The sequence below is a fragment of the Kitasatospora sp. NPDC042419 genome, from assembly GCF_056437345.1.
The window spans coordinates 92,722-112,735 of record NZ_JBWKAW010000002.1; the positions used below are offsets into that span (position 1 = coordinate 92,722).

The 20,014-nt window shown below is 72.8% G+C and carries 7 protein-coding genes and 1 pseudogene; 5 read left to right on the forward strand and 3 right to left on the reverse strand.

Annotated elements, in window-relative coordinates; all coding sequences use genetic code 11:
- Positions 1-13: 13 nt before the first annotated feature.
- From AC067J_RS04225 to AC067J_RS04235, 3 genes are all read right to left on the reverse strand, one after another.
- The gene (locus AC067J_RS04225) at positions 14-1,282 is read right to left on the reverse strand and encodes a sugar ABC transporter permease (RefSeq protein ID WP_478296928.1); all 1,269 of its coding nucleotides are present in this window, start codon (positions 1,280-1,282) and stop codon (positions 14-16) included.
- Between the two features lie 56 nt (positions 1,283-1,338).
- Positions 1,339-2,118, reverse strand: coding sequence for an ATP-binding cassette domain-containing protein (locus tag AC067J_RS04230; protein ID WP_478296436.1), 780 nt, complete (start codon positions 2,116-2,118; stop codon positions 1,339-1,341).
- A gap of 157 nt (positions 2,119-2,275) precedes the next feature.
- The gene (locus tag AC067J_RS04235; protein WP_478296437.1) at positions 2,276-3,382 is read right to left on the reverse strand and encodes a sugar ABC transporter substrate-binding protein; all 1,107 of its coding nucleotides are present in this window, start codon (positions 3,380-3,382) and stop codon (positions 2,276-2,278) included.
- Positions 3,383-4,298: 916 nt separating this feature from the next.
- Here AC067J_RS04235 and AC067J_RS04240 point away from each other — a divergent pair.
- From AC067J_RS04240 to AC067J_RS04260, 5 genes and pseudogenes are all read left to right on the forward strand, one after another.
- Positions 4,299-5,786, forward strand: a complete 1,488-nt coding sequence (locus AC067J_RS04240; RefSeq protein WP_478296438.1) for an acyltransferase domain-containing protein — start codon at positions 4,299-4,301, stop codon at positions 5,784-5,786.
- A gap of 5 nt (positions 5,787-5,791) precedes the next feature.
- Positions 5,792-13,777 (forward strand): annotated as a pseudogene (locus AC067J_RS04245) (cytochrome P450).
- The gene (locus tag AC067J_RS04250; RefSeq protein WP_478296439.1) at positions 13,774-16,302 is read left to right on the forward strand and encodes a KR domain-containing protein; all 2,529 of its coding nucleotides are present in this window, start codon (positions 13,774-13,776) and stop codon (positions 16,300-16,302) included. Before AC067J_RS04245 ends, AC067J_RS04250 begins: the two are co-directional and overlap by 4 nt.
- Positions 16,303-16,353: 51 nt before the next feature.
- The gene (locus AC067J_RS04255; RefSeq protein WP_478296440.1) at positions 16,354-17,832 is read left to right on the forward strand and encodes a flavin-containing monooxygenase; all 1,479 of its coding nucleotides are present in this window, start codon (positions 16,354-16,356) and stop codon (positions 17,830-17,832) included.
- On the forward strand, positions 17,829-19,988 hold the full coding sequence (locus AC067J_RS04260) for an MMPL family transporter (RefSeq protein ID WP_478296441.1): 2,160 nt from the start codon (positions 17,829-17,831) through the stop codon (positions 19,986-19,988). The genes AC067J_RS04255 and AC067J_RS04260 overlap by 4 nt, the downstream gene beginning before the upstream one ends.
- Positions 19,989-20,014 lie beyond the last annotated feature (26 nt).

The window sequence follows — 20,014 nt, forward strand, 5'->3', positions numbered from 1 at the left end:
GGGCGGCCGGGGGTCAGGCGCGGCCGGCGGCCTGTTGGGTGCGGCGGGCCAGGGAGTCGATGACCACGGCGGCGAGGAGGACGGCGCCGGTGATCATGAACTGGATGGCGTTGCTGAGGCCCTGGATGTTCATGCCGGACTGGATGGAGCCGATCACCAGGGCGCCGAGCAGGGCCGACCAGGTCGTGCCGCGGCCGCCGAAGAGGCTGGTGCCGCCGATGACGGCCGCCGCGATGGCGTTCATCAGCAGGTTGCCGCCGCCGGAGGTCTGGCTGGCGGACTGGATCTGTGCGGCGAGGAAGAGGCCGCCGATGCCCGCCATGGTCGAGCAGATCATGAAGACGCTGATCCGGGTCCAGGAGATGTTGATGCCGGCGCGGCGGGCGCCCTCGATGTTGCCGCCGAGGGCGAAGACCTGCCGGCCGTAGCGGGTGCGGCGCAGCACGAAGTCCAGCACCACGATGAAGATCAGGAAGATCAGCAGGGCCAGCGGGAGCCCCTTGTACTGGTTGAGGGTGTAGGCGGCCAGGAAGGCGATGACCGCGAGGACCGCCGTGCGCAGCGCGATGTCCGCGACCGGCCGGGAGGGTACTCCGGCGCGCTGGCGGCGGCGGGTGTCGACCAGTGAGGCCAGGAGGAACAGCCCGACGCCGATCGCGGCCGCGCCGTACGCGGCGGCCTGCTGGCCGTAGATGGTGCTGTACAGCCTGGAGACGATGTCGGTGCCGGGGAGGTTGACCGTGCCGCTGGAGCCGAGGATCTGCAGCATGGCGCCGTTCCAGCCGAGGTTGCCGGCGAGGGTGACGACGAAGGCGGGCACGCCGACCTTGGCGAAGAACAGGCCCTGGATCAGGCCGACGACGGCACCTCCGGCGACGGCCACGATCAGCGCCACCCACTGGTTGATCCCGTGGGTGACGCTCATGACCGCGAAGATCGCCGCGCACAGGCCGCTGACCGAGCCGACCGACAGGTCGATCTCGCCGAGCAGCAGGACGAAGACCACGCCGATCGCGATCATGCCGGTGCCGACGATCTGCTGCGACAGGTTGGAGAGGTTCTGCGCGGAGAGGAAGCTGCTGTTGAGGCTGCCGAACACGGCCCAGATCACGATCAGGGCCAGGAAGACCGGCAGCGAGCCGAGTTCGCCGCTGCTGAGGCGGCGACGGAACTCGCCCAGGTAGCCCTTGATGCCCTCCTGGCGGACGATCAGCCGGGGGTCGACGGCCGGGGTCGCCTCCGCGGCCACCGGGACGGGCGCGTTGACGCCGCCCTTGGGCATGCTGTCCTCGGGCAGCGGGACGTGGCGGCCGTGCTCGCCGCCGGGAGTGGGGTCGCTCACTGGGTGCCCTCCGTGCCGCGGGCCTGCCGACGGGTCACGGCGTTGTCCGTGGCACCGGTGATGGCCGAGATGATCTGTTCCTGGGTGGTGGAGCGCCGGTCGAAGACGCCGTTGTTGCGCCCGAGACGGAGGACCGCGACGGTGTCCGCGACCGCCATGACGTCCGCCATGTTGTGGCTGATCAGGATCACGCCGAGGCCGTTCTCGCGCAGCCGCTCGACGAGGTCGAGCACCTGGGCGGTCTGCTCGACACCGAGCGCGGCGGTCGGTTCGTCCAGGATGACGACGCTGGGCGAGCCGATCAGCGCGCGGGCGATCGCCACCACCTGGCGCTGGCCGCCGGAGAGCGAGGCGATCGGGATGCGGACGCTGGGGATGCGGATGGAGAGGGTGTCCAGCAGTTCGCGGGAGCGCTTCTCCATCTCGACCTCGTCGAGCACGGTGAAGCGCCGGATCTCGCGGCCGAGGAAGAGGTTGCCGACCACGTCGAGGTTGTCGCAGAGCGCGAGGTCCTGATAGACGGTGGCCACGCCCAGGTGCTGGGCGTCCTGCGGCCGGTGGATGGAGACCGGCTTGCCGTGCCACTCGATGACGCCCTCGTCCGGCTGGTGGACCCCGGCGATCGCCTTGACCAGGGTCGACTTGCCGGCGCCGTTGTCGCCGACCAGGGCGAGCACCTCGCCGGCGTGCACCTCCAGTTCGATGTCGGTGAGCGCCTGTACGGCGCCGAACCGTTTGGAGACCCCGCGCAGGGCCAGCACGGTCTCACCTGCCACTGTGACCAACTCCCTTGCCCCGCCCTCGGGGAGGGCGGGGCGTCTACGGATTGCGGGGCCGGCCGGGAGATGCGGCCGGGGGCCGGCCGCGGGCCGGCGCGGGGTGGGCCGGGGCCCGGGCCGGGGGACGCCCCGGCCCGGGCGGGGCGGTGGTCGGTTACGAGATGCCGGCCTCGGCGCAGGCCGCTGCGTAGTCGGGGGTGCAGATCTGCTGCGGGGTGTAGAGGCCGTCGGCGACCACCGTGCTCTTGATGTTGTCCTTGGTCAGGACGATCGGGGTGATCAGGTTGGCCGGCACGGTGTTGCCGCTGCCGTTGGTCACCGTGGTCGGCAGTAGCGCGGGGTCCGGCGTCTTCCCCTCCGCGAAGGCGACCGCGATCTTGGCCGTGGCCTCCGTCTCGGGCTTGAACGGCTTGTAGATCGACATGGTCTGAGTGCCCACCAGGATCCGCTGGACACCGTCGAGTTGGGCGTCCTGGCCGGTCAGTGGAACGCTGATGCCCGCGGCCTTGAGCGCGGTCGCGATGCCGGCGGCCATGCCGTCGTTGGCCGAGTACACGCCCACGACGTTCGGCGCGCCGATCGCCGTGATCGCCGCGGCGGCCTCCTGGTTGGCGTTGTTCGGGTCCCAGTTCGGGGTGTCGTACTCCTTGCCGATCTGGAGCTTCCCGTCGATCGCGCTGTGCGCGCCCGCCTTGAAGTCGGCCGCGTTGGGGTCGGTCGGCGAGCCGTTGATCATGATGATCTGTCCGGCGTTCGCCTTGTCGCCGACGGCCGCCACCAGGGCCTGCCCCTGGAGCTCGCCGACCTTCTTGTTGTCGAACGACACGTAGGCGTCGACCGGCCCCTGCGCCAGGCGGTCGTACGCGATCACCTTCACCCCGGCGTCGTGCGCCTTCTGGACGGAGGACTGGATCGACTTGGAGTCGACGGCGTCCAGGATCAGCACCTGGTCGCCCTTGGTGAGCGCGGTGTCGACCTGGGTCTGCTGGGTGGTCGCGTTCTCGTTGGCGTTGTAGTAGTCGATCTGCGCGTTCGGCGCCAACTCCTTGATCTTCTGCTCGATCAGCGGGCGGTCGAACTGCTCGTACCGGGTCGTCTTGGTCTCCGGCAGCAGCAGGCCGATCTTGATCGTTCCGCCCGAGGCAGCGGTGCCCGAGGACGTGCCGCCGGTCGACTCCTTGGCGCTGCCGCAGGCCGCCAGGCCGAGACCGACCGACGCCATCGCGATCACCGCGACGACGTGGCGAAGACCGTTGCTCATGAGGATGCCTCTTCCGTGTGGGTCCGCCCCCGGGAGTCCACCCCCGGGAGTCCACCCCTGCATCCGAGTCTGCGAACAACGGGCGCGCGCCACGATTCGGGTTGCGCCGAGCGGGTCAGTCCGGTCCGGGCCGACGCGTCCGGCTCCGGCTCCCGTACGACTCTCGTCCGGCGGCACGCGGTGACTCCCGGTAGTCGGGCGGGGGCGGATTGAGCCCGGCGCACCCAGTCGGGCCGATCCGCGCGGCCTTTCCGTTTTCCCGGCCGGCGCCGGCCGGCCGCCCCGGAAAGCGGCCGAGCGGCCCGGTGGATTGTCATGGACCGGATGCCGCGGCCGGGCCGCGGAAAATCCGGGGTGCTCCGTCGCAGGTCGCGAATGTTACCGGCTGGTCGCACCGGGGAAGTGCTTGACTTCGTTGGACCCGGATTCCTAGGGTGAATGCACATGAGTCGTTGTGCCGGCTCGGCATGCAGCGATACGGGGGAAAATTGAACTTTGAATATGGCAGCGGCTGCCAATCCTAGGGAGTCGGCCCGGCCATTCCAGTCGTTCGACCGGCGGGTGTGGGGGGCGGTGGGTGGCCGCCCGGTGCCTTCTGACGTCGGTTGATCCCAACAGCTGCCCAGTTCTTGCCAGTTGCCTCGCCATGTCCCGTTTGCCTCGCCCTGTCCCGCGCCGTCGGAACGCGTGGGCCGGGCAGTGCCGTGCCCGCGCCGCCGGGCGCCGCGACCCGTGAATCCGCGCCGGACGTCATCGATTTCCGGCTTCGGTGCTCCCTGAATTAACCGGAAATTTTCCGGGAGCGCCTCGCTGTGCGACCGGGGTGTGAATACGGTCCTTTCTCGGCCGATTTATTTCCGCATGCCCGGCCGGTACAGCTGATCACGCAAAAAAGAGTATGGGGGAAGTGTGCATCATGCCCAATAATCCGATCGCCGTCCTTTTCCCGGGCCAGGGAGCTTTCTACGGCCGTGCGCTCGCCGACCTCCGGGACGAATTCCCCGAGGTCGCACCGGTTCTCTCCGACATCCGTGACGCTGCCCGGCCGCTGCTCGGCGGCGAGGCCGTTGACCAGCTGTTCGGTACCCGGACCCCGGACACCGCGGAGCTGCTCCAGGACGCCCCGGAGGCGCTCCAGCTGGCCATCTACGCCGTCTCGACGGCCACGTACACCGTGCTGCGGGCACGTGGTCTGCGCCCCGACGTCCTGATCGGCCACAGCCTCGGTGAGATTGCCGCACTGGTCGCGGCGGGTGCCTTCACCGCGGCCGAAGGCGCGGAGATCGTTTGTCACCGGAGCATCGCCCTGCGTGAGGCCGGCCTCGGCGACGCCTATATGGCCGCCGTCGGCACCGACGCGGACCGGGCGCAGCGGCTCCTCGACGTCACCGGGGATCCGCTGACCGGCATCGCGGTCGAGAACCACGCGGGGCAGACCGTCCTCTCCGGCCGGGCCGAGACGCTGGACACGGTCGGCCGCCTCGCGGCGGTGCTGCGGATCGACTTCGCCCGGCTCAAGTCGCCCTACGCCTTCCACAGCCCGCTGCTCGGTCCGGCGGCGGAGAAGTTCGCCGAGCGCATCGGGGACATCCGCCAGCGCCCGCTGGAGACGACGGTGTACTCGCCCATCCTCGGCCGGGCCTACGAGGACGGGGACGTCCTGACCGAGCTGCTGGCCGGTCACTTCACCAGCCGGGTGCGCTTCGCCGACGCCATCCGCGAGCTGACGGGCGACGGACTGCCGGTCTTCGTCGAGAGCGGCGCGCTGGACGCGCTCAGCCGGATCGTCGGCCGGATCGTCGGGTCGCCGGTGGTCACCGTGCCGACCCTGCTGCCCGAGGCGGGCGGTGCCGCCGTGCTGCGGCAGGCCGTCGACCGGCTCGCCTCGGCCGGCGCGATCGAGCCGGCCCCGGCCGGTCACTCGTCGGCCGACCACCTGCGGCACGCGCTGCTGTCCGACGTGTCGGTCGAGGACTTCGAGGAGTTCTGGAGCGGGCGCGGCGAGGAGGTTCGGGCGTTCGCGCGGCAGGCGTACCTGACCTACGCGGGCGCGCAGGCCGGCCCGGCCGGTGCCGGGGGCCCGGCGGCCGCGGTCGCCGTCTCCGCCGCGGTCGCCACGGCTGTGCCGGCCGCGGCGAGCGCGCCGGCCGTCGACCGGGACTCCCTGGTCCGGCAGCTGGCCGACATCTACGCCGAGGCGCTGGAGTACCCGGCCGAGGTCTTCGAGGAAGGCACCGACCTGGAGGCCGAGTTGGGCGTCGACTCGGTGAAGCAGACGGAGCTGCTGGTCCGGGTGGGCAACCGCTACGAACTGCCGCCGCGCCCCTCCGACGTGCGGCCGGCCGCGTACAACACCCTCGGCAAGATCGCGGACCTGATCCTCGCGTCGGGCGGAACGGCGTGAGTGGCGTGTCCGGGGAGCTGCGGGGAAAGATCGCCCTGGTCACCGGAGGGGCGCGGAACGTCGGCAAGGTCATCGCCCAGCGGCTCGCCGCCGACGGCGCGCTGGTCGTCATCAACCACTTGCACTCGCCCGGCCCGGCCCGGGAGACCCAGGCGGAGATCGAGCGGGCGGGCGGGCAGGCGTACGTGCTGCGTGCCTCGGTCGCCGTACGCGGTCAGGTGGACCGCATGTTCGACGAGATCGGGGAGCGCTTCGGCGGGCTCGACATCCTCGTCAACAACGCCGCCAACGGTGCGCTCGTGCCGAGCGGCGAGGTCACGGAGCAATTGCTCGACCGGGCGCTCGGCACCAACCTCAAGGGCGGGCTGGCGTGCGCCCAGCGGGCCGCCGAGCTGATGGCCGGGCGCGGCGGGGGCAGCATCATCAACGTCTCCACCCTCGGCGGCGGGCAGTTCGTCATGGCCAACTACCTGGCCTGCGGGCCGGCGAAGGCCGCCGTCGAGGCCATGACCCGCTACCTGGCCGTCGACTACGCCCGCGACGGCATCCGGGTCAACACGGCCGCGGCCGGCATGCTGTACAGCGACGTGGTGGACCTCTTCCCGGACGCCGCGCGCATGCAGCGCGCCACGATCGAGGCCACGCCGATGGGGCGGCTCGGCCACCCGGAGGAACTGGCCGAGGTGGTGGCCTTCCTGGCGTCCCCCCGGTCGAGCTGGATCACCGGGCAGCTGATCCTCGCCGACGGCGGGCTCTCGACGGGGCAGGCCCTGCTCTCGCCGCCCCGCGCGGAGGTGGTGGCGGTTCCGCCGACGGTGCCGGTCTCGGCGGTCGTGCCGGTTCCGCCGGTCGCCCCGGTCGTGCCGGTCGCGGTGCCGACGGCGGCAGCCGCACCCACCCCGGCACCCGCACCCGTACCCGCGTTCCTGGCCCCCGTCCCGGCACCGGTCACCAAGGTCGTGGCCGCCGCCGTGGCGTCCCCGGCCGACCTCGTGGTCCCGGTCGTGACGGCGGCGCCCGCCCCGGTGGCGGCCCCGGCCGCCGTCGCCCCGGCCGCGCCGGCGGTGGCCCCGCCGGCGGCGCCCGCCCCCGCGGACCTCCCGACCGGGGACGGCGCGCCGTTCGACGACGACGAGATCGCCATCGTCGGCATGGGCATCGTCGTGCCCGGCGCCAACGACCTCCAGGAGTACTGGAAGGAACTCCTGCACGGGGCCGACCGGTTCGTGGAGATCCCGGCGGACCGCTGGGACAACGACAAGTTCCACTCCGCCGACAAGCGCGACGAGGACAAGACCTACTCCAAGCGGTCGGCGTTCATCACCGACTTCGTGCCGCACCCGCGGCTGGCCGAGGAGCTGGCCGCGGCGGGGATCGACCCGGACTCCGTCGAGTCGACCACGCTGTGGCTGCGCCACTCGCTGATGCAGGCCATGGAAGGCGTGGCGCGCGGCGAGGACGACCGGTGCTCGTTCCTGGTCGGCTACACCGCGGACGGCAGCCAGCACCTGGAGGAGGCGACCGTACGGGCCGGCGTGCTGGGGCGGATCGGGCCGATCCTGGACGGACTGGGCCTCTCGGGAGCCGACCGCGCCGCCGCCCTCGACGCCGTCGAGCAGCGGCTGACCGGCCACTACCCCCGCAGCGGCCCCGAGCCGCTGGAGTTCTTCCCGCACCGGGTGGGCCTCAACGCGATGCGGGGCCTGCTGCCGCAGCGGGCCGAGCTGCTGCTCGTCGACACCGCCTGCTCGTCCTCCCTCTACGCGGTGGACCTCGGCCTCAAGGGGCTGCTGGAGGGGCGCCACGACATCGCGGTGTGCAGCGGCTCGTTCGCCGTGGGGCCGCGCGGGTCGATCCTCTTCGCGAAGCTCAACGGCCTGTCGGTGAGCGGGGAGGTGCGCTCCCTGGACACGGCCAGCGACGGGGTGCTGTTCTCGGACGGCGCCGCGACGGTCGTGCTCAAGCGGCTGAGCAAGGCCCGCCGGGACGGCGACCGGGTGCTGGCGACCATCCGCGGCTTCGGCTCCTCCTCCGACGGCAAGGGCAAGGCCATCTACGCCCCCAGTGCGGCGGGGCAGAAGCTGGCGATCCGGCGCGCGCTGGACCGGCCGGGCATGGCGGACGTGCGGCCCGACTGGATCGTCGCGCACGCCACCGGCACCCCCGCGGGCGACCTGGCGGAGTTCACCACCCTGCGCGAGACGCTGGGCAACGGGGGCCCAGGGGCCGCACCGGTGGTCGTCACCTCGAACAAGTCCGTGATCGGGCACACCGGTTGGGCCGCGGGCGTGGCGTCGCTGATCGAGGTCGTGCTGGGTTTCGAGCACGACCTGATCCCGCCGCAGCACCGGTTCACCGAGACCCCGGCGGACTTCGCGATCGGCAGCTCCAACCTGGTCGTGCCCACCGAGGCCGTGCCGTGGCCGCGCGGCGGGCGCCGCAGGACCGCGGCGGTGTCCGGCTTCGGGTTCGGCGGCACCAACGCGCACCTGGTCGTCCAGGAGCCGCCCGCCACCGGGCTGACGGCGCCGCCGCCGGCCGCGGCGGCGCAGGACCCGGCCGGGGCGCAGCGCATCGCGATCGTCGCGCGGACCGCGCACGTGCCGGGGACGGAGTCGGCCGACGACGTCGACTCCTGGCTGGGCAGGGCGCCCGCGGCGGAGGGCCTGTCGTTCGGCGACACCTACCCGCTGCCGTCGTTCCAGCAGGTGCGGATGCCTCCCGGCATGATGCGCGGCATCGACCGCTGCCAGCTGATGATCCTCAAGTGCGCCCACCGGCTGCGGGACGGCCTCGGCTCGTTCTGGGAGGACAACAGCGAGACGACCGGCGTGGTGCTCGGCCACCTCGGTGCCACCCGCAACGCCACGCTCTACGCGACCCGTTGCTACCTGGACGACCTCACCCTCGCACTGCGGACCGACCCGTCGCTCGGGTCGGCGCCCTGGCTGCCGCAGGCGCTCGACCTGCTCAGGTCCGAGGTGCGGCGGATGGTCCCGCCGTCGAACGAGGACTCCTTCCCCGGCATGATGCCGAACGTGATCCCGGCCCGGGTCGCCAACTACTTCGACCTCAAGGGCCTCAACATGACGGTCGACACGGGGTTCACCTCCACCCTGAGCGCGATCGACGTGGCCATCCGCTACCTGCGGCAGGGCGAGCTGTCGATGGCGCTGGTCGGCGGGATCAACGGCAACAGCACCGACGAGGTCCGGCAGCTGCTGGACGACGCGCTCGACACCGACACGGTCCTGGCCGAGGGCGCCTTCCTGTTCGCCCTGGTGACCGAGGAGACCGCGGTCGCCGCCGGGCTCGACATCCTGGGCTACCTGGACACCCCGCTCGCGGACCCGGGCCGTTCGCAGGAGCACGTCCCGACGATCGAGTGCGGGGCCCGGCGGACCGAGCGGCCGGCGTGCTACCTGGGCGCCGAGGGCGCGGTCGGCATCCTCCAGGCGCTGGCGAAGGAGCCGGCGGAGCGCGACGCGCTGGTCGTCTGCCGCGGTGAGGGCGGTGCCCCCGACCTCACGGTGCGCGTCTCGGCCCCCGGCCCGGCCGCCCTCCCCGCCGCCGAGGACGGTGCCCAGGTGCCGTCCGGCTTCTACGACGAGCAGAACTACGCCGACGGGCACCCGCTGCTGGTCACCCGGCAGGTGCCCGGGCTGACCGAGACCCCGGGCCGACGGGTGCGCGGCGAGGTGCCGTTCTGGCCCGCGGAGCCCACCGTCGTCCTGACCGACCGGCCCGAGGCGGTGACCGCGGCCGGGCCCCCGGCGGGCACCCTGGTGCTGTCCACCGTGCCCGGCGGTCCCGGGATCCGGCACGTCGGGGACGTCGAGGACGCGGAGGCGGTCCGGGCGCTGCTGGACGGGGCGGACCCGGACCGCCGGATCCGGCACGTCCGGCTGGTCACCGACCTGTCGGCCGCCGACGCGGTCGCGCCGGCGGAGTTCGAGGCTCTCACGGCGCTGCACGAACTGCTGTTCCTGGTGGTGCAGCAGCGCCACGAGGCGCTGGCCGACCCGGCCGGCGGTGCCAGCTGCGTCGGGCTGCTCCTCGGGGCGATGACCGACCGGACGCCGCACCCCGCCACCGGCCTGTTCACGGGCCTGTTCAAGGTCATCCACCTGGAGTACGCGCACTGCGTGACGTACGCGCTGGTCACCGGGGCGCGCGACGCCGGCACCGGTGCGGCGCAGGCGGCCCGTGAGTCCGGGCTGGAGCGCGGCCTGCCCGTGGCGTACTACGACGGCGGGCGGCGGTTCGCCGTCACCCTCTCCGCGGAACCCGGCGAACTCGTGCCGCCGGGTGAGGCCGTCCTCGGCCCGGACAGCGTCGTGGTCGCGGTCGGCGGGGGCCGCGGGATCACCGCCGAGCTGCTGACCGAGGTCGCCCGGCACTTCAGGCCCACGCTGTACGTGCTGGGCAGCAACCCGGTGGACTCCCACCCGAGGGAGTACCTGGAGCTGGACGACGAGGCGTTCGCCAAGGGGCGCGCCGACTACATCCGCCGGCAGCTCGCGCTGCGGACCGGCCGCAACCCGGCGCAGCTCAACCGGGAGTACGAACGGATCGGCCAGGCCCGCGTGATCCGGGCGAACCTCGACCGGATGGCCGAGCACAGCGGCGCGGCCGCCGTGCACTACGTCACCTGCGACGTGAACGACCTCGACCAGGTCGTGGCGGCCATGGACCGGATCCATGCCGGGAGCGGGCGGATCGACCTCCTCATCAACGCGGCGGGGCTGAACCGTTCGGCGCCGATCGCGACCAAGAGCCCGGCGGAGTTCCGCCAGGTGCGTGACCTGAAGATCCGCGGCTACTCCAACCTCAAGGCCGCGCTGCGCGGCCGGGCTCCGCTGGCCTGGTGCAACTTCGGTTCGCTGCTGGGCATGACGGGCCAGGTGGGGGAGGCCGACTACGCCTCGGGCAACGACTTCCTCGGCACCAGCGCGACCTACCACCACCAGGTGCTCGGGACCGAGGAGTTCACGATCGGCTGGACGCTTTGGGGCGAAGTCGGCCTCGGAGCGAACGAGTTGACCAAGGCGTACTTCGAGAAGAGCGGCCTGTACTCCGCGATGAGCACCGCGGAGGGCGTGCACCACTTCGTCCGGGAGCTGAACCTGGCGAAGACGTCGCCGTACACCGTCCACCTGGGAGTCGCCGAACGGCGGGCCGTGGAGGGGCTGTTGCCCGGGTTCCTCGACCCGGCCGCGCAGCGTCCGGCCGTGCAGCGTCCAGCCCCGCAGCGTCCGGCCGTGCCGGATCTCGTTCCGGCGCCCGCGCCGCCGGCACCGGTACTGCCGGCCGCCGGGGAAGCCGCCGCTTCGTTCTACCTCGGCGAGGTCCTGGAGCGGGCCGCCGACTCCGTGACCTTCGAGCGGGTCTTCGACCTGGAGACCGACGACTACCTGCGGCACCACCGGGTCGGCGACGTGCCCACCCTGCCCGGGACGTTCGTCACCGAGATCGCCTTCGAGGCGGCCTCCTGGCTGGTGCCCGGCCTGCAGGTCTACGCGTTCGAGGACCTCCGCTTCCACCACTTCCTCAAGGTGCGCGAGCAGGACCGGGCCGGGCTGCGCAAGAAGATCCGCGCCGAGGTCGTGGAGCGCAGGGCCGACCTCGACCAGGCCGTGGTGGCGGTGCGGATCACCAGCGACGTGGTGGCGCCCAACGGCACCGTCCTGGTCAAGGACCGGCTGCACTTCGAGGTCCGGGTGCTGATGTCGGGATCGCTGCCGGCCGCGCCGGACTGGAAGCCGTGGTACCCGGCCGCCGAGACCCCGGTGCCCGACCCGTACCACAGCCCGGGCTCGCCGGTGATGCTCACCGACCTGTTCGTGTCCACCACCGACACCCGGCTGCACCCGGAGGGCAAGCGCGCCACGTACAACCTGCAACTTCCGTCCGACCACCGGGTCTTCGCCGGATTCGGGATGCCGGTCGTGCTGCTCGACGGCCTCGCCCGGACCGGTGTGCTGGCCCTGGTCGACGGTGACCTGATCCCGCTGGCCGCACCGCTGAGCATCGGCCGGATCGACGTCTACGAGCACGGCGGGGACTGCCGGGTCGCCGAGCGGTACGGCCTGATCGACCTCTACGCCGTCCTGCCGGAGGCCGATGCCGACGGACGGGCCCCGGGGGCGGGCAACCGCTTCGTCGCGGTCCGGCCCGACGGCCGGATCCTGCTCCAGATGAAGGACCTGGGCTGGACGCTGATGGGGTACCTCGACCGCGGCACCGGGCAGTTCCTGACGCCCGAGGAAGCGGCGGCGGCCGCCGCGGACGGTGCCGGGCGCGCGGAGAGCGGCCCGGTTACCGGGAGCACCGCGCGCGCTGAGAGCACCGGGAGTACCGGGAGAACCGGGAGAACCGAAAGCACGGAAGGCACGGAAAGCACAGGAAGCACCGGGAGCACCACGAGCGCCGAGAGCAGCGAGGTGGTGGCACCGATGGGAAAAGCTGAGGCCGGCGCGGCGGGTGAGCCGACGCCGGTGCCCACCGTCCCGCAGAGCACCGCGACCGAACCCCGGAGCACCGTGACCACCCCGCAGAACCTCCCCGACACGCGGCCCGCGACGGCCGCCCCCGAACGGCGCGCCCCGCGCCGCTCCGCCGCCCCCGTGGAACCCCGGACCGCGCGCCCCGCACCGGGACCGCGCGGCCTGCGGACCGTCCCCGGCAGCCTGCGGAAGTTCCAGCAGAACGCGCCCGCCTTCTTCCGCGACCTGGGCCGCTCCTACGGCGACATGGTCCGGCTGCCGCTGGGCTTCTTCACCGTCCACCTCAACTACCACCCGGACAACGTCCGCCACGTCCTCCAGGAGAACAACCAGAACTACGTCCGCGGCAAGGGCTACGACCGCTTCAAGATCTTCATGGGGATGGGCCTGCTCACCCTCGACGGCGAGGAGTGGAAGCAGCACCGGCGGGTGGTCAACCCGCTGTTCCACAAGACCGCCATCGACGGCATGGCGAGCACCATGACCGACTCCACCACGACGGTGCTCGACCGCTGGGAGCGGTCGGCGTCCGCCGCGGACGGCGTCGACGTGGTGCCGGAGATGATGGAGCTGACCCTCGGCGCCCTCGGCAAGGTCATGTTCGACACCGACCTGCACCCGGTCAGCGACCGGGTGGGGCCGGCGATGGTCACCTCCATCGAGGCGATGGTCTTCCGCGGGACGCTCAACCAGCTGACCCCGGACGTCGTGCCGATCCCGTACAACCTGCGGATCCGCAAGGCCCGCCGGCTGATGTACGACGTGGTGGACGAGATCGTCGAGTCCCACCGTGCGGGCCGGCACGAGGGGTTGACCGACCTGGTCAGCCTGCTGCTGCAGGCGCGCGACGAGTCGGGCGGCGAGTGGACGCGGCAGCAGATCCGCGACGAGATCATGACCGTCTTCATGGCCGGCCACGAGACCACCGGCACCGGCCTGGCGTGGGCGCTGTACGAACTGGCCAAGGACCCGGAGGCGCAGGAGCGGCTGTACGAGGAGGTCGAACAGGTCCTCGGCGGGCGGACGCCCGAGATCGGGGACCTGGACAAGCTCCCCTACACCCGGATGGTCGCCGACTAGACGCTGCGGCTGCACCCGCCGATCTGGGTCTACCCGCGCGACGCCGTCCAGGAGGACGAGGTCGGCGGCTGGCGCGTCCCGGCCGGCGGCAGCGTCTTCATGGTGCCGTACGTCACCCACCGGCACCCGGACTTCTGGGTCGACCCGGAGCGCTTCGACCCGGAGCGCTTCTCCGACGAGAACCGGGCCCGGCAGCCGCGTTACGCCTACTTCCCGTTCGGCGGCGGCCAGCGCAAGTGCATCGGCAACCAGATGGCGGTGGTGCAGATGCACCTGACCCTGGCGATGGTCGCCCAGCGCTTCCGGCTGCGGCTGGTCCCCGACCACCCGCTGACGCTGGGCACGCTGGTCTCCTTCCGGCCGCTGGACGGCATCCGCCTCGTCGTGGAGCCGAGGAAGCGATGACCCTGAAGGAACCGCCCACCCTGGCCGAGGCCCTCGCCGCGCCGGTGGTGGACTATCCGGACGACGGTTCGGTGCGGCCCGTGCGGCGCCACGTGTGGGAGCCGGTGGAGACCGCCGCGCTCCCGCCGGGCGCCGCCGCCGGGCTGCGCGGACGCTCGGTCGCGGTGATCGGCGGCCGGGAGGCCACCGCCGCCGCGGTCGGCGCCGCGCTGACCGCCGCCGGGGCCGTGGTGCACAGGCTCGCCCCGCCCGCCGGTGGGCGGACCGGGGGGTTCGTCGAGTCGGCCGCCGCCTTCCGCGCGGCGGCCGGGCGGATCGACGGGATCGTCGACCTCAACGTCGAGGAGCCCTTCGACCGCAGCGGACCGGACGGCTGGGAGGGCCCCTTCCTGCAGACGATCGCGCTGCTCCAGGCCTGCTTCGCCGACTGGGTGGCCGAGACCGACGCCGGCCGGCTGTTCTACCTGCCGGTCACCTGGCTGGGCGGCCGGATGGGCTTCGGCCCCGACCGGGTCGAGCAGCCGCTCGGCGGACTCTGGGCGGGGCTCGCCAAGGGCCTGCCCCGGGAGGTACCCAACTGCAACATCAGGATCCTCGACCTCACCGCCGAGCACTCGGCGGAGGAGATCGGCGACCTGGTCGGCCGGGAGCTCTACCGGTGGGGTCCGTTCGAGATCGGGTACCACGGCGGGCGCCGCTACAGCCTGCGGGCGCGCCAGGCGCACCCCGGTGCGCCGCGCCGCGCGATCCGGCCCGGCGACACCGTGGTCATGTCCGGGGGAGGGCGCGGCATCGGCTTCGCCCTCGCCCGGTCGCTCGCCGAGGACTTCGGCGCCCGGGTCGTGGTCAGCGGCCGCGGGGCCGAGCCCGACGCCCGGGAGACGCCGTCGCTGGCGCTGGACGACCGGGACTTCCGGCGGTACCGGGACGAGCGGCTGCGGGAGGCGGTGGCCGGGCGCCGGGTGCCGCAGGTCCGGGCCGAGCTGGAGAAGCTGGCCCAGGACCGTGAGCTGTGGGCCAACCTCGCCTCGGCCCGGGAGGACGGCCTGCGGATCGACTACGTCCGGTGCGACATCACCGACCGGGAGCAGGTCGCCCGGCTCCTCGACGAGGCCGGCGACCGGCTCGTGGGCGTCGTCCACAACGCGGGCGTGGACGTCCCCGTGCGGCTGCCGGGCAAGAGCGAGCAGATCGTCTCCAGGGTGGTCCGGGTCAAGGTCGGGGGCTTCCTCAACCTGCTGCGGGCCGTCGCGGACCGTCCGCCGCTCGCGTTCTTCTGCAGTGTCGGCTCGCTGACCGGCCGCTGGGGCGGCATGGTCGGCCAGCTCGACTACGGGGCCGCCAACGAGGCCCTGAGCCGGCTCGGGCTGTGGGCCTCGCAGGACGGCGAGCAGTCGGGGCGGGAGCGGCGCACCCCCGTGTCGACGGTCTGCTGGCCGACCTGGGAACGCCTCGGGATGATCACCAACTACGAGGCCACCCTGCGCTACATGTCGGCGGTCGACGTCCGCGAGGGGCTCCACCACTGGAAGCGCGAGCTGCTCGCCGGCGGCAGCGGCGAGTCCACCTTCATCGGCGACGTCGGCCCGGCGATGCTGCCGGCCGTGCTGCGCGGCTACCAGCAGGACTCGGGGCTGCCCGGCATCGAGCGCCTCGCCTCCAGCCGCTTCTACCTGGGCGAGCCGCTGCACTTCCGGCCGTACGGGGCGATCGGTACGGCCCACCTGCTGCGCGCCGAGGAACTGCCGTGCTGTGACGACTTCCGGGTGGACGGCGGGCCCGCGTTGCCGGTCTCGCTCTGCCTGGAGTACCTGAGGGCCGCCGGGGAGTGGGTGCTGCCGGAGAACGGCGATCAGCTCCGGTTCGACGCACTGCGGGACGTCACCGTCGACCTGCCGGGCCTGCGGATGGGCTCGGGGCGGCGGACGGCCGAGCTGACCCGGCACGCCGAGGGCCGCTGGTCGGAGGGGACGTGGCGGGTGGCGGTGACCCTGGAACGCGACGGGCGGCGGCTGGCCTCGGCCGAACTGGTCTACCGGGCCGAGCCGTCGGGCGAGCGGTCGGACCAGGACGGCCAGGACGGCCGGGACGGCCCGCTCGCCGCACCCGCGTCCGCGACCGCGGTCCCCCCGGTCCCGGGCGGCGCGCTCGGGTGGACCGGGCACGCCTTCCGGCTGGCCGCCTGGCAGCGCGACCGGGAGACCGGGCACTGGTACGGGCGGGCGGAGCCGGGCCGGATGTCCGACCTGCTGGTCGCCTCACCGGCCCCCGGTTCCGTGCTCCCGCTCAACCAGCTGGAGAACGTGGTGCGGGCCGCCTGGCTCCACCGGGCCGGACAGGGCGCCGCGGGCGGCGCGTCCCGGCTGACGGTGGAGCGGCTGCGCGCCGACCCGCCGGCCCCGACCGCCCCCGCCGCCCTGCTGGTCGGCTCGCCGGACGGCCGCGACTGGAGCGGCCACCGGCCGGCCGGCACGGCCGGGGTCGGCCGGCCGCTGCTCCGGGTGACGGGCCTGCGCTTCCGATGACCATTCCACCCGTGCCGCACGGCACGACGACACCATCTACCGGGGGCACCGTTGACCACGATCGTTGACCGATCGGATGCCTACTGCATCGTGGGCGCCGGGGCGGGCGGCCTGGCCGCCGCCAAGAACCTGCGGGAGTTCGGGTTCGACATCGACGTGATCGAGCGCGCGGGCGACGTCGGCGGCAACTGGTACGGCGGCAACTCCCACAGCGCCGCCTACGACTCGGTCCACCTCATCACGTCCAAGCCCTACATCCAGTACGACGACTTCCCGATCCCTGAGCACTTCCCGACCTACCTCGGCCGCGACCACGCGCACGCCTACCTGCGGTCGTACGCCGAGCACTTCGGCGTCCACGAGCACGTCGAGTTCCACCGCACGGTGGAGCGGATCGAGCGCCGGGACGGCTCCCCGGACTGGTACGTCGTCCTCGACGGCGGCGAAGTGCGGCGCTACGCCGGGGTGGTGATCGCCAACGGCCACAACTGGAGCCCCCGGATGCCCTCGTACCCCGGGCACTTCGACGGCGTGACGATGCACTCGTGCGAGTACCGCGACCCGGAGCCGCTGCGCGGCAAGCGGGTGCTGGTGGTCGGCGGCGGGACGTCCGGCTGCGACATCGCGGTGGAGTCCTCGCAGAACGCCGCCGCGACCTCGCTCAGCATCCGGCGCGGCTGCTACTACTGGCCCAAGTACCTGTTCGGCATGCCGACCGACGTGCTCTACGAGAACGTGCTGAAGTGGCGGATGCCCCGGCCGGTGGTGCGCTTCTTCGGCGGCCTCTTCCTGCGGCTCAACAGCGCCGGCCGGCCGGAGCAGTACGGGCTGCCGAAGCCCTCGCACAAGCTGCTGGAGGAGCACTTCGTCATCAACTCGACGCTGCTGTACCACCTCGGGCACGGCGACATCACCGCCAGGCCGGACATCGCCGAACTCCGCGGTGACCGCGTGAGGTTCACCGACGGCACCGAGGAGGCGTTCGACGTCATCGTCTACGCCACCGGCTACCGGATGACCGAGTTCCCGTTCATCGACCGCAAGCACCTGAACTGGGGCGACCGCACCCCGCAGCTGCACCTGAACGCCTTCCACCCGGACTACGACAACCTCTTCGTGATCGGGTACTTCCAGACCTCCACCGGCAACTGGCCGATCATGGACTACCAGTCGCAGCTGATGGCCCGCTACCTGCACCTGCTGCGGACCGACCCGCAGCGGGCCGCCTGGTTCAAGCAGGCCAAGGCCCGGCCGCTCAGCGCGGCCGGACTGAGCGGCGGCATCAGCTACTACGACTCCGAGCGGCACTGGCTCCAGGTCGAGCACTTCTCCTACCGGGCCATGCTGCGCAAGCTCGTCCGCCGGATGAAGGCCGAGCCGCCGGCCGTCGCGGACCGCCGGGTCGGAGCAGGCGGCGCGGCCGGCGCGGCCGGCCGGGCTGCGGGCGCCGGGGGAGCCGCGCCGGCCCGGGTCGGGACGCCCGAGGCGCCCGAGGCACCGGAAGCGGCCCGGCAGAGGAGCCACGCATGATGGACCTGCTCGCCCGGCTGGCGGACCGGCACGCCCGGGTGATGGTGCTGTGCGGCGTCGTGGTGGCCGCGGTGGCGGCGATCCTCGGCGCCCCCGTCGTCGCGTCGCTGACCGGCGGCAACCCGGACTTCGTCACCCCCGGCTCCGGCAGCGTGCGGGCCGACCAGCGGCTGGAGGAGGCCACCGGCATCCGCAGCGACGGCGGCGTCATCGCCCTGGTCTCCACCGGCGAGTCGGTGAACGGCCCCCGCACCCGGGACGAGGTCGGACGGGTCGCCGCGCTGATGGCCGGCGATCCCGTGTTCGCGGACGTGCTGACGTACGAGCGGACCCGCGACGAGGCCCTGGTCTCCCGTGACGGCCTCCGGACGATCGTGGTCGGGCGGCTGAAGGCGGGGGAGAGCGACCACTACCAGGACGCGGTCGACCGGCTGACCGAGGAGCTGCACGGCAACCCGAACGTCCGCCTCGGCGGCAGCGAGGTGGTCGGCAACCAGGTCGTCAGCACCGTCCAGCACGACCTGCAGCGGGCCGAACTGCTCGCCTTCCCGGTGCTGTTCCTGCTGTCGCTGTGGATCTTCCGGAGCCTGGTGGCGTCCGCGCTGCCCCTGGTGATCGGCGGGCTGAACGTCGTCCTCACCCTGCTGGGCCTGCGGCTGGTCGACCAGTTCTCGCCGATGTCGATCTTCTCGCTCAACCTGGTGACCGCGCTGGGCCTCGGCCTCGCCATCGACTACAGCCTGCTCATCGTCTCGCGCTTCCGCAGCGAACTGGCCACCGACCCGGACGTGTCCAGGGCGATCACCGTCACCCTGCACACCGCGGGCCGCACGATCCTCTTCAGCTCGCTGACCGTGAGCGCGGCGATGGCCTCGCTGTTCGTCTTCCGCCAGCGCTTCCTCTACTCGATGGCGGTGGGCGGCCTGCTGGTGTCCGCCTCCGCACTGCTGGTGGCACTGCTGGTGCTGCCCGCGGCGCTGCGACTGCTGGGCCGGCGCATCGACTTCCTTGCCCCGGCCCGCTGGCACCGGTCGCTGGAGGAGCCGGAGAGCACCACGGGCGGCTGGTTCGCGGTGGCCCGGGGCGTCATGCGGCGCGCCCCGCTGGTGGCGCTCGGCGCGAGTGCGCTGCTGGTGGTGCTCGGCCTGCCCTTCCTGAAGGTCGCCTTCACCACGGTCGGCCCCGCGTCCCTGCCGACCAGTGCGAGCAGCCGGTCCGTCAACGACGTCCTGCGCGCCGAATTCGCCGCCGACCCGCTGGAGTCGGTGCAGGTCGTCGTCTCCGCCCAGGGCGACCGGGCGGCGGCGGGGCAGCGGCTCGCCGCCCTGCGCGAGCGGGTCGCCGCGCTGCCGGCCGCCGGGACGGTGTCCCCCGCGCGGCAGTTGAACGGCGACACCTGGCTGATCCAGGCCACCCCCCGGGAGTCCGGACTGAGCGCGGCGAGCCAGGGGCTGGTCAAGGACGTGCGCGCGCTGTCGGGGCCGGACGAGGTCCTGGTCGGCGGGCAGACGGCCGTCTTCGTCGACCTCAAGGACAGCCTGGTCGACCGGCTCCCGGCGGCCGCCCTGATCGTCTTCCTGACCAGCATGCTGGTGCTGCTGCTGATGACCGGCTCCCTGGTGCTGCCGCTCAAGGCCGTCCTGATGAACCTGCTGACCCTGACGGCGACCTTCGGCGTCCTGGTCCTGATCTTCCAGGACGGGCACCTCGCCGGACTGTTCGGCACCTCGGCGCAGGGCGCCCTGGACGCCACGCAGCCGGTGCTGCTCTTCGCGATGGTCTTCGGGCTCTCGACGGACTACGGCGTGTTCCTGCTGGCCCGGATCAAGGAGGCGCGGGACGCCGGGGCCGGCGAGGCGGAGTCGGTCGCGCTCGGCGTGGGCAGGACCGGCCGTGTCGTGACGGCCGCCGCCCTGCTCTTCTGCGTCGCCCTCGGCGCACTGGCCACGTCGAGCATCGTGTTCATCAAGGAACTCGGCTTCGGGACGGCACTGGGCGTACTGCTGGACGCCACCATCGTCCGGGCGCTGCTCGTGCCGTCGCTGATGCGCCTGCTCGGCCGCTGGAACTGGTGGGCGCCGGCGCCCCTGCGGTGGCTGTACGAGCGCTTCGGACTCCGCGAGGGCGGGACACCGCCGGCCGCCGCGAAGCCCTAGAGTCCCTGACGGACCGTCACCATACC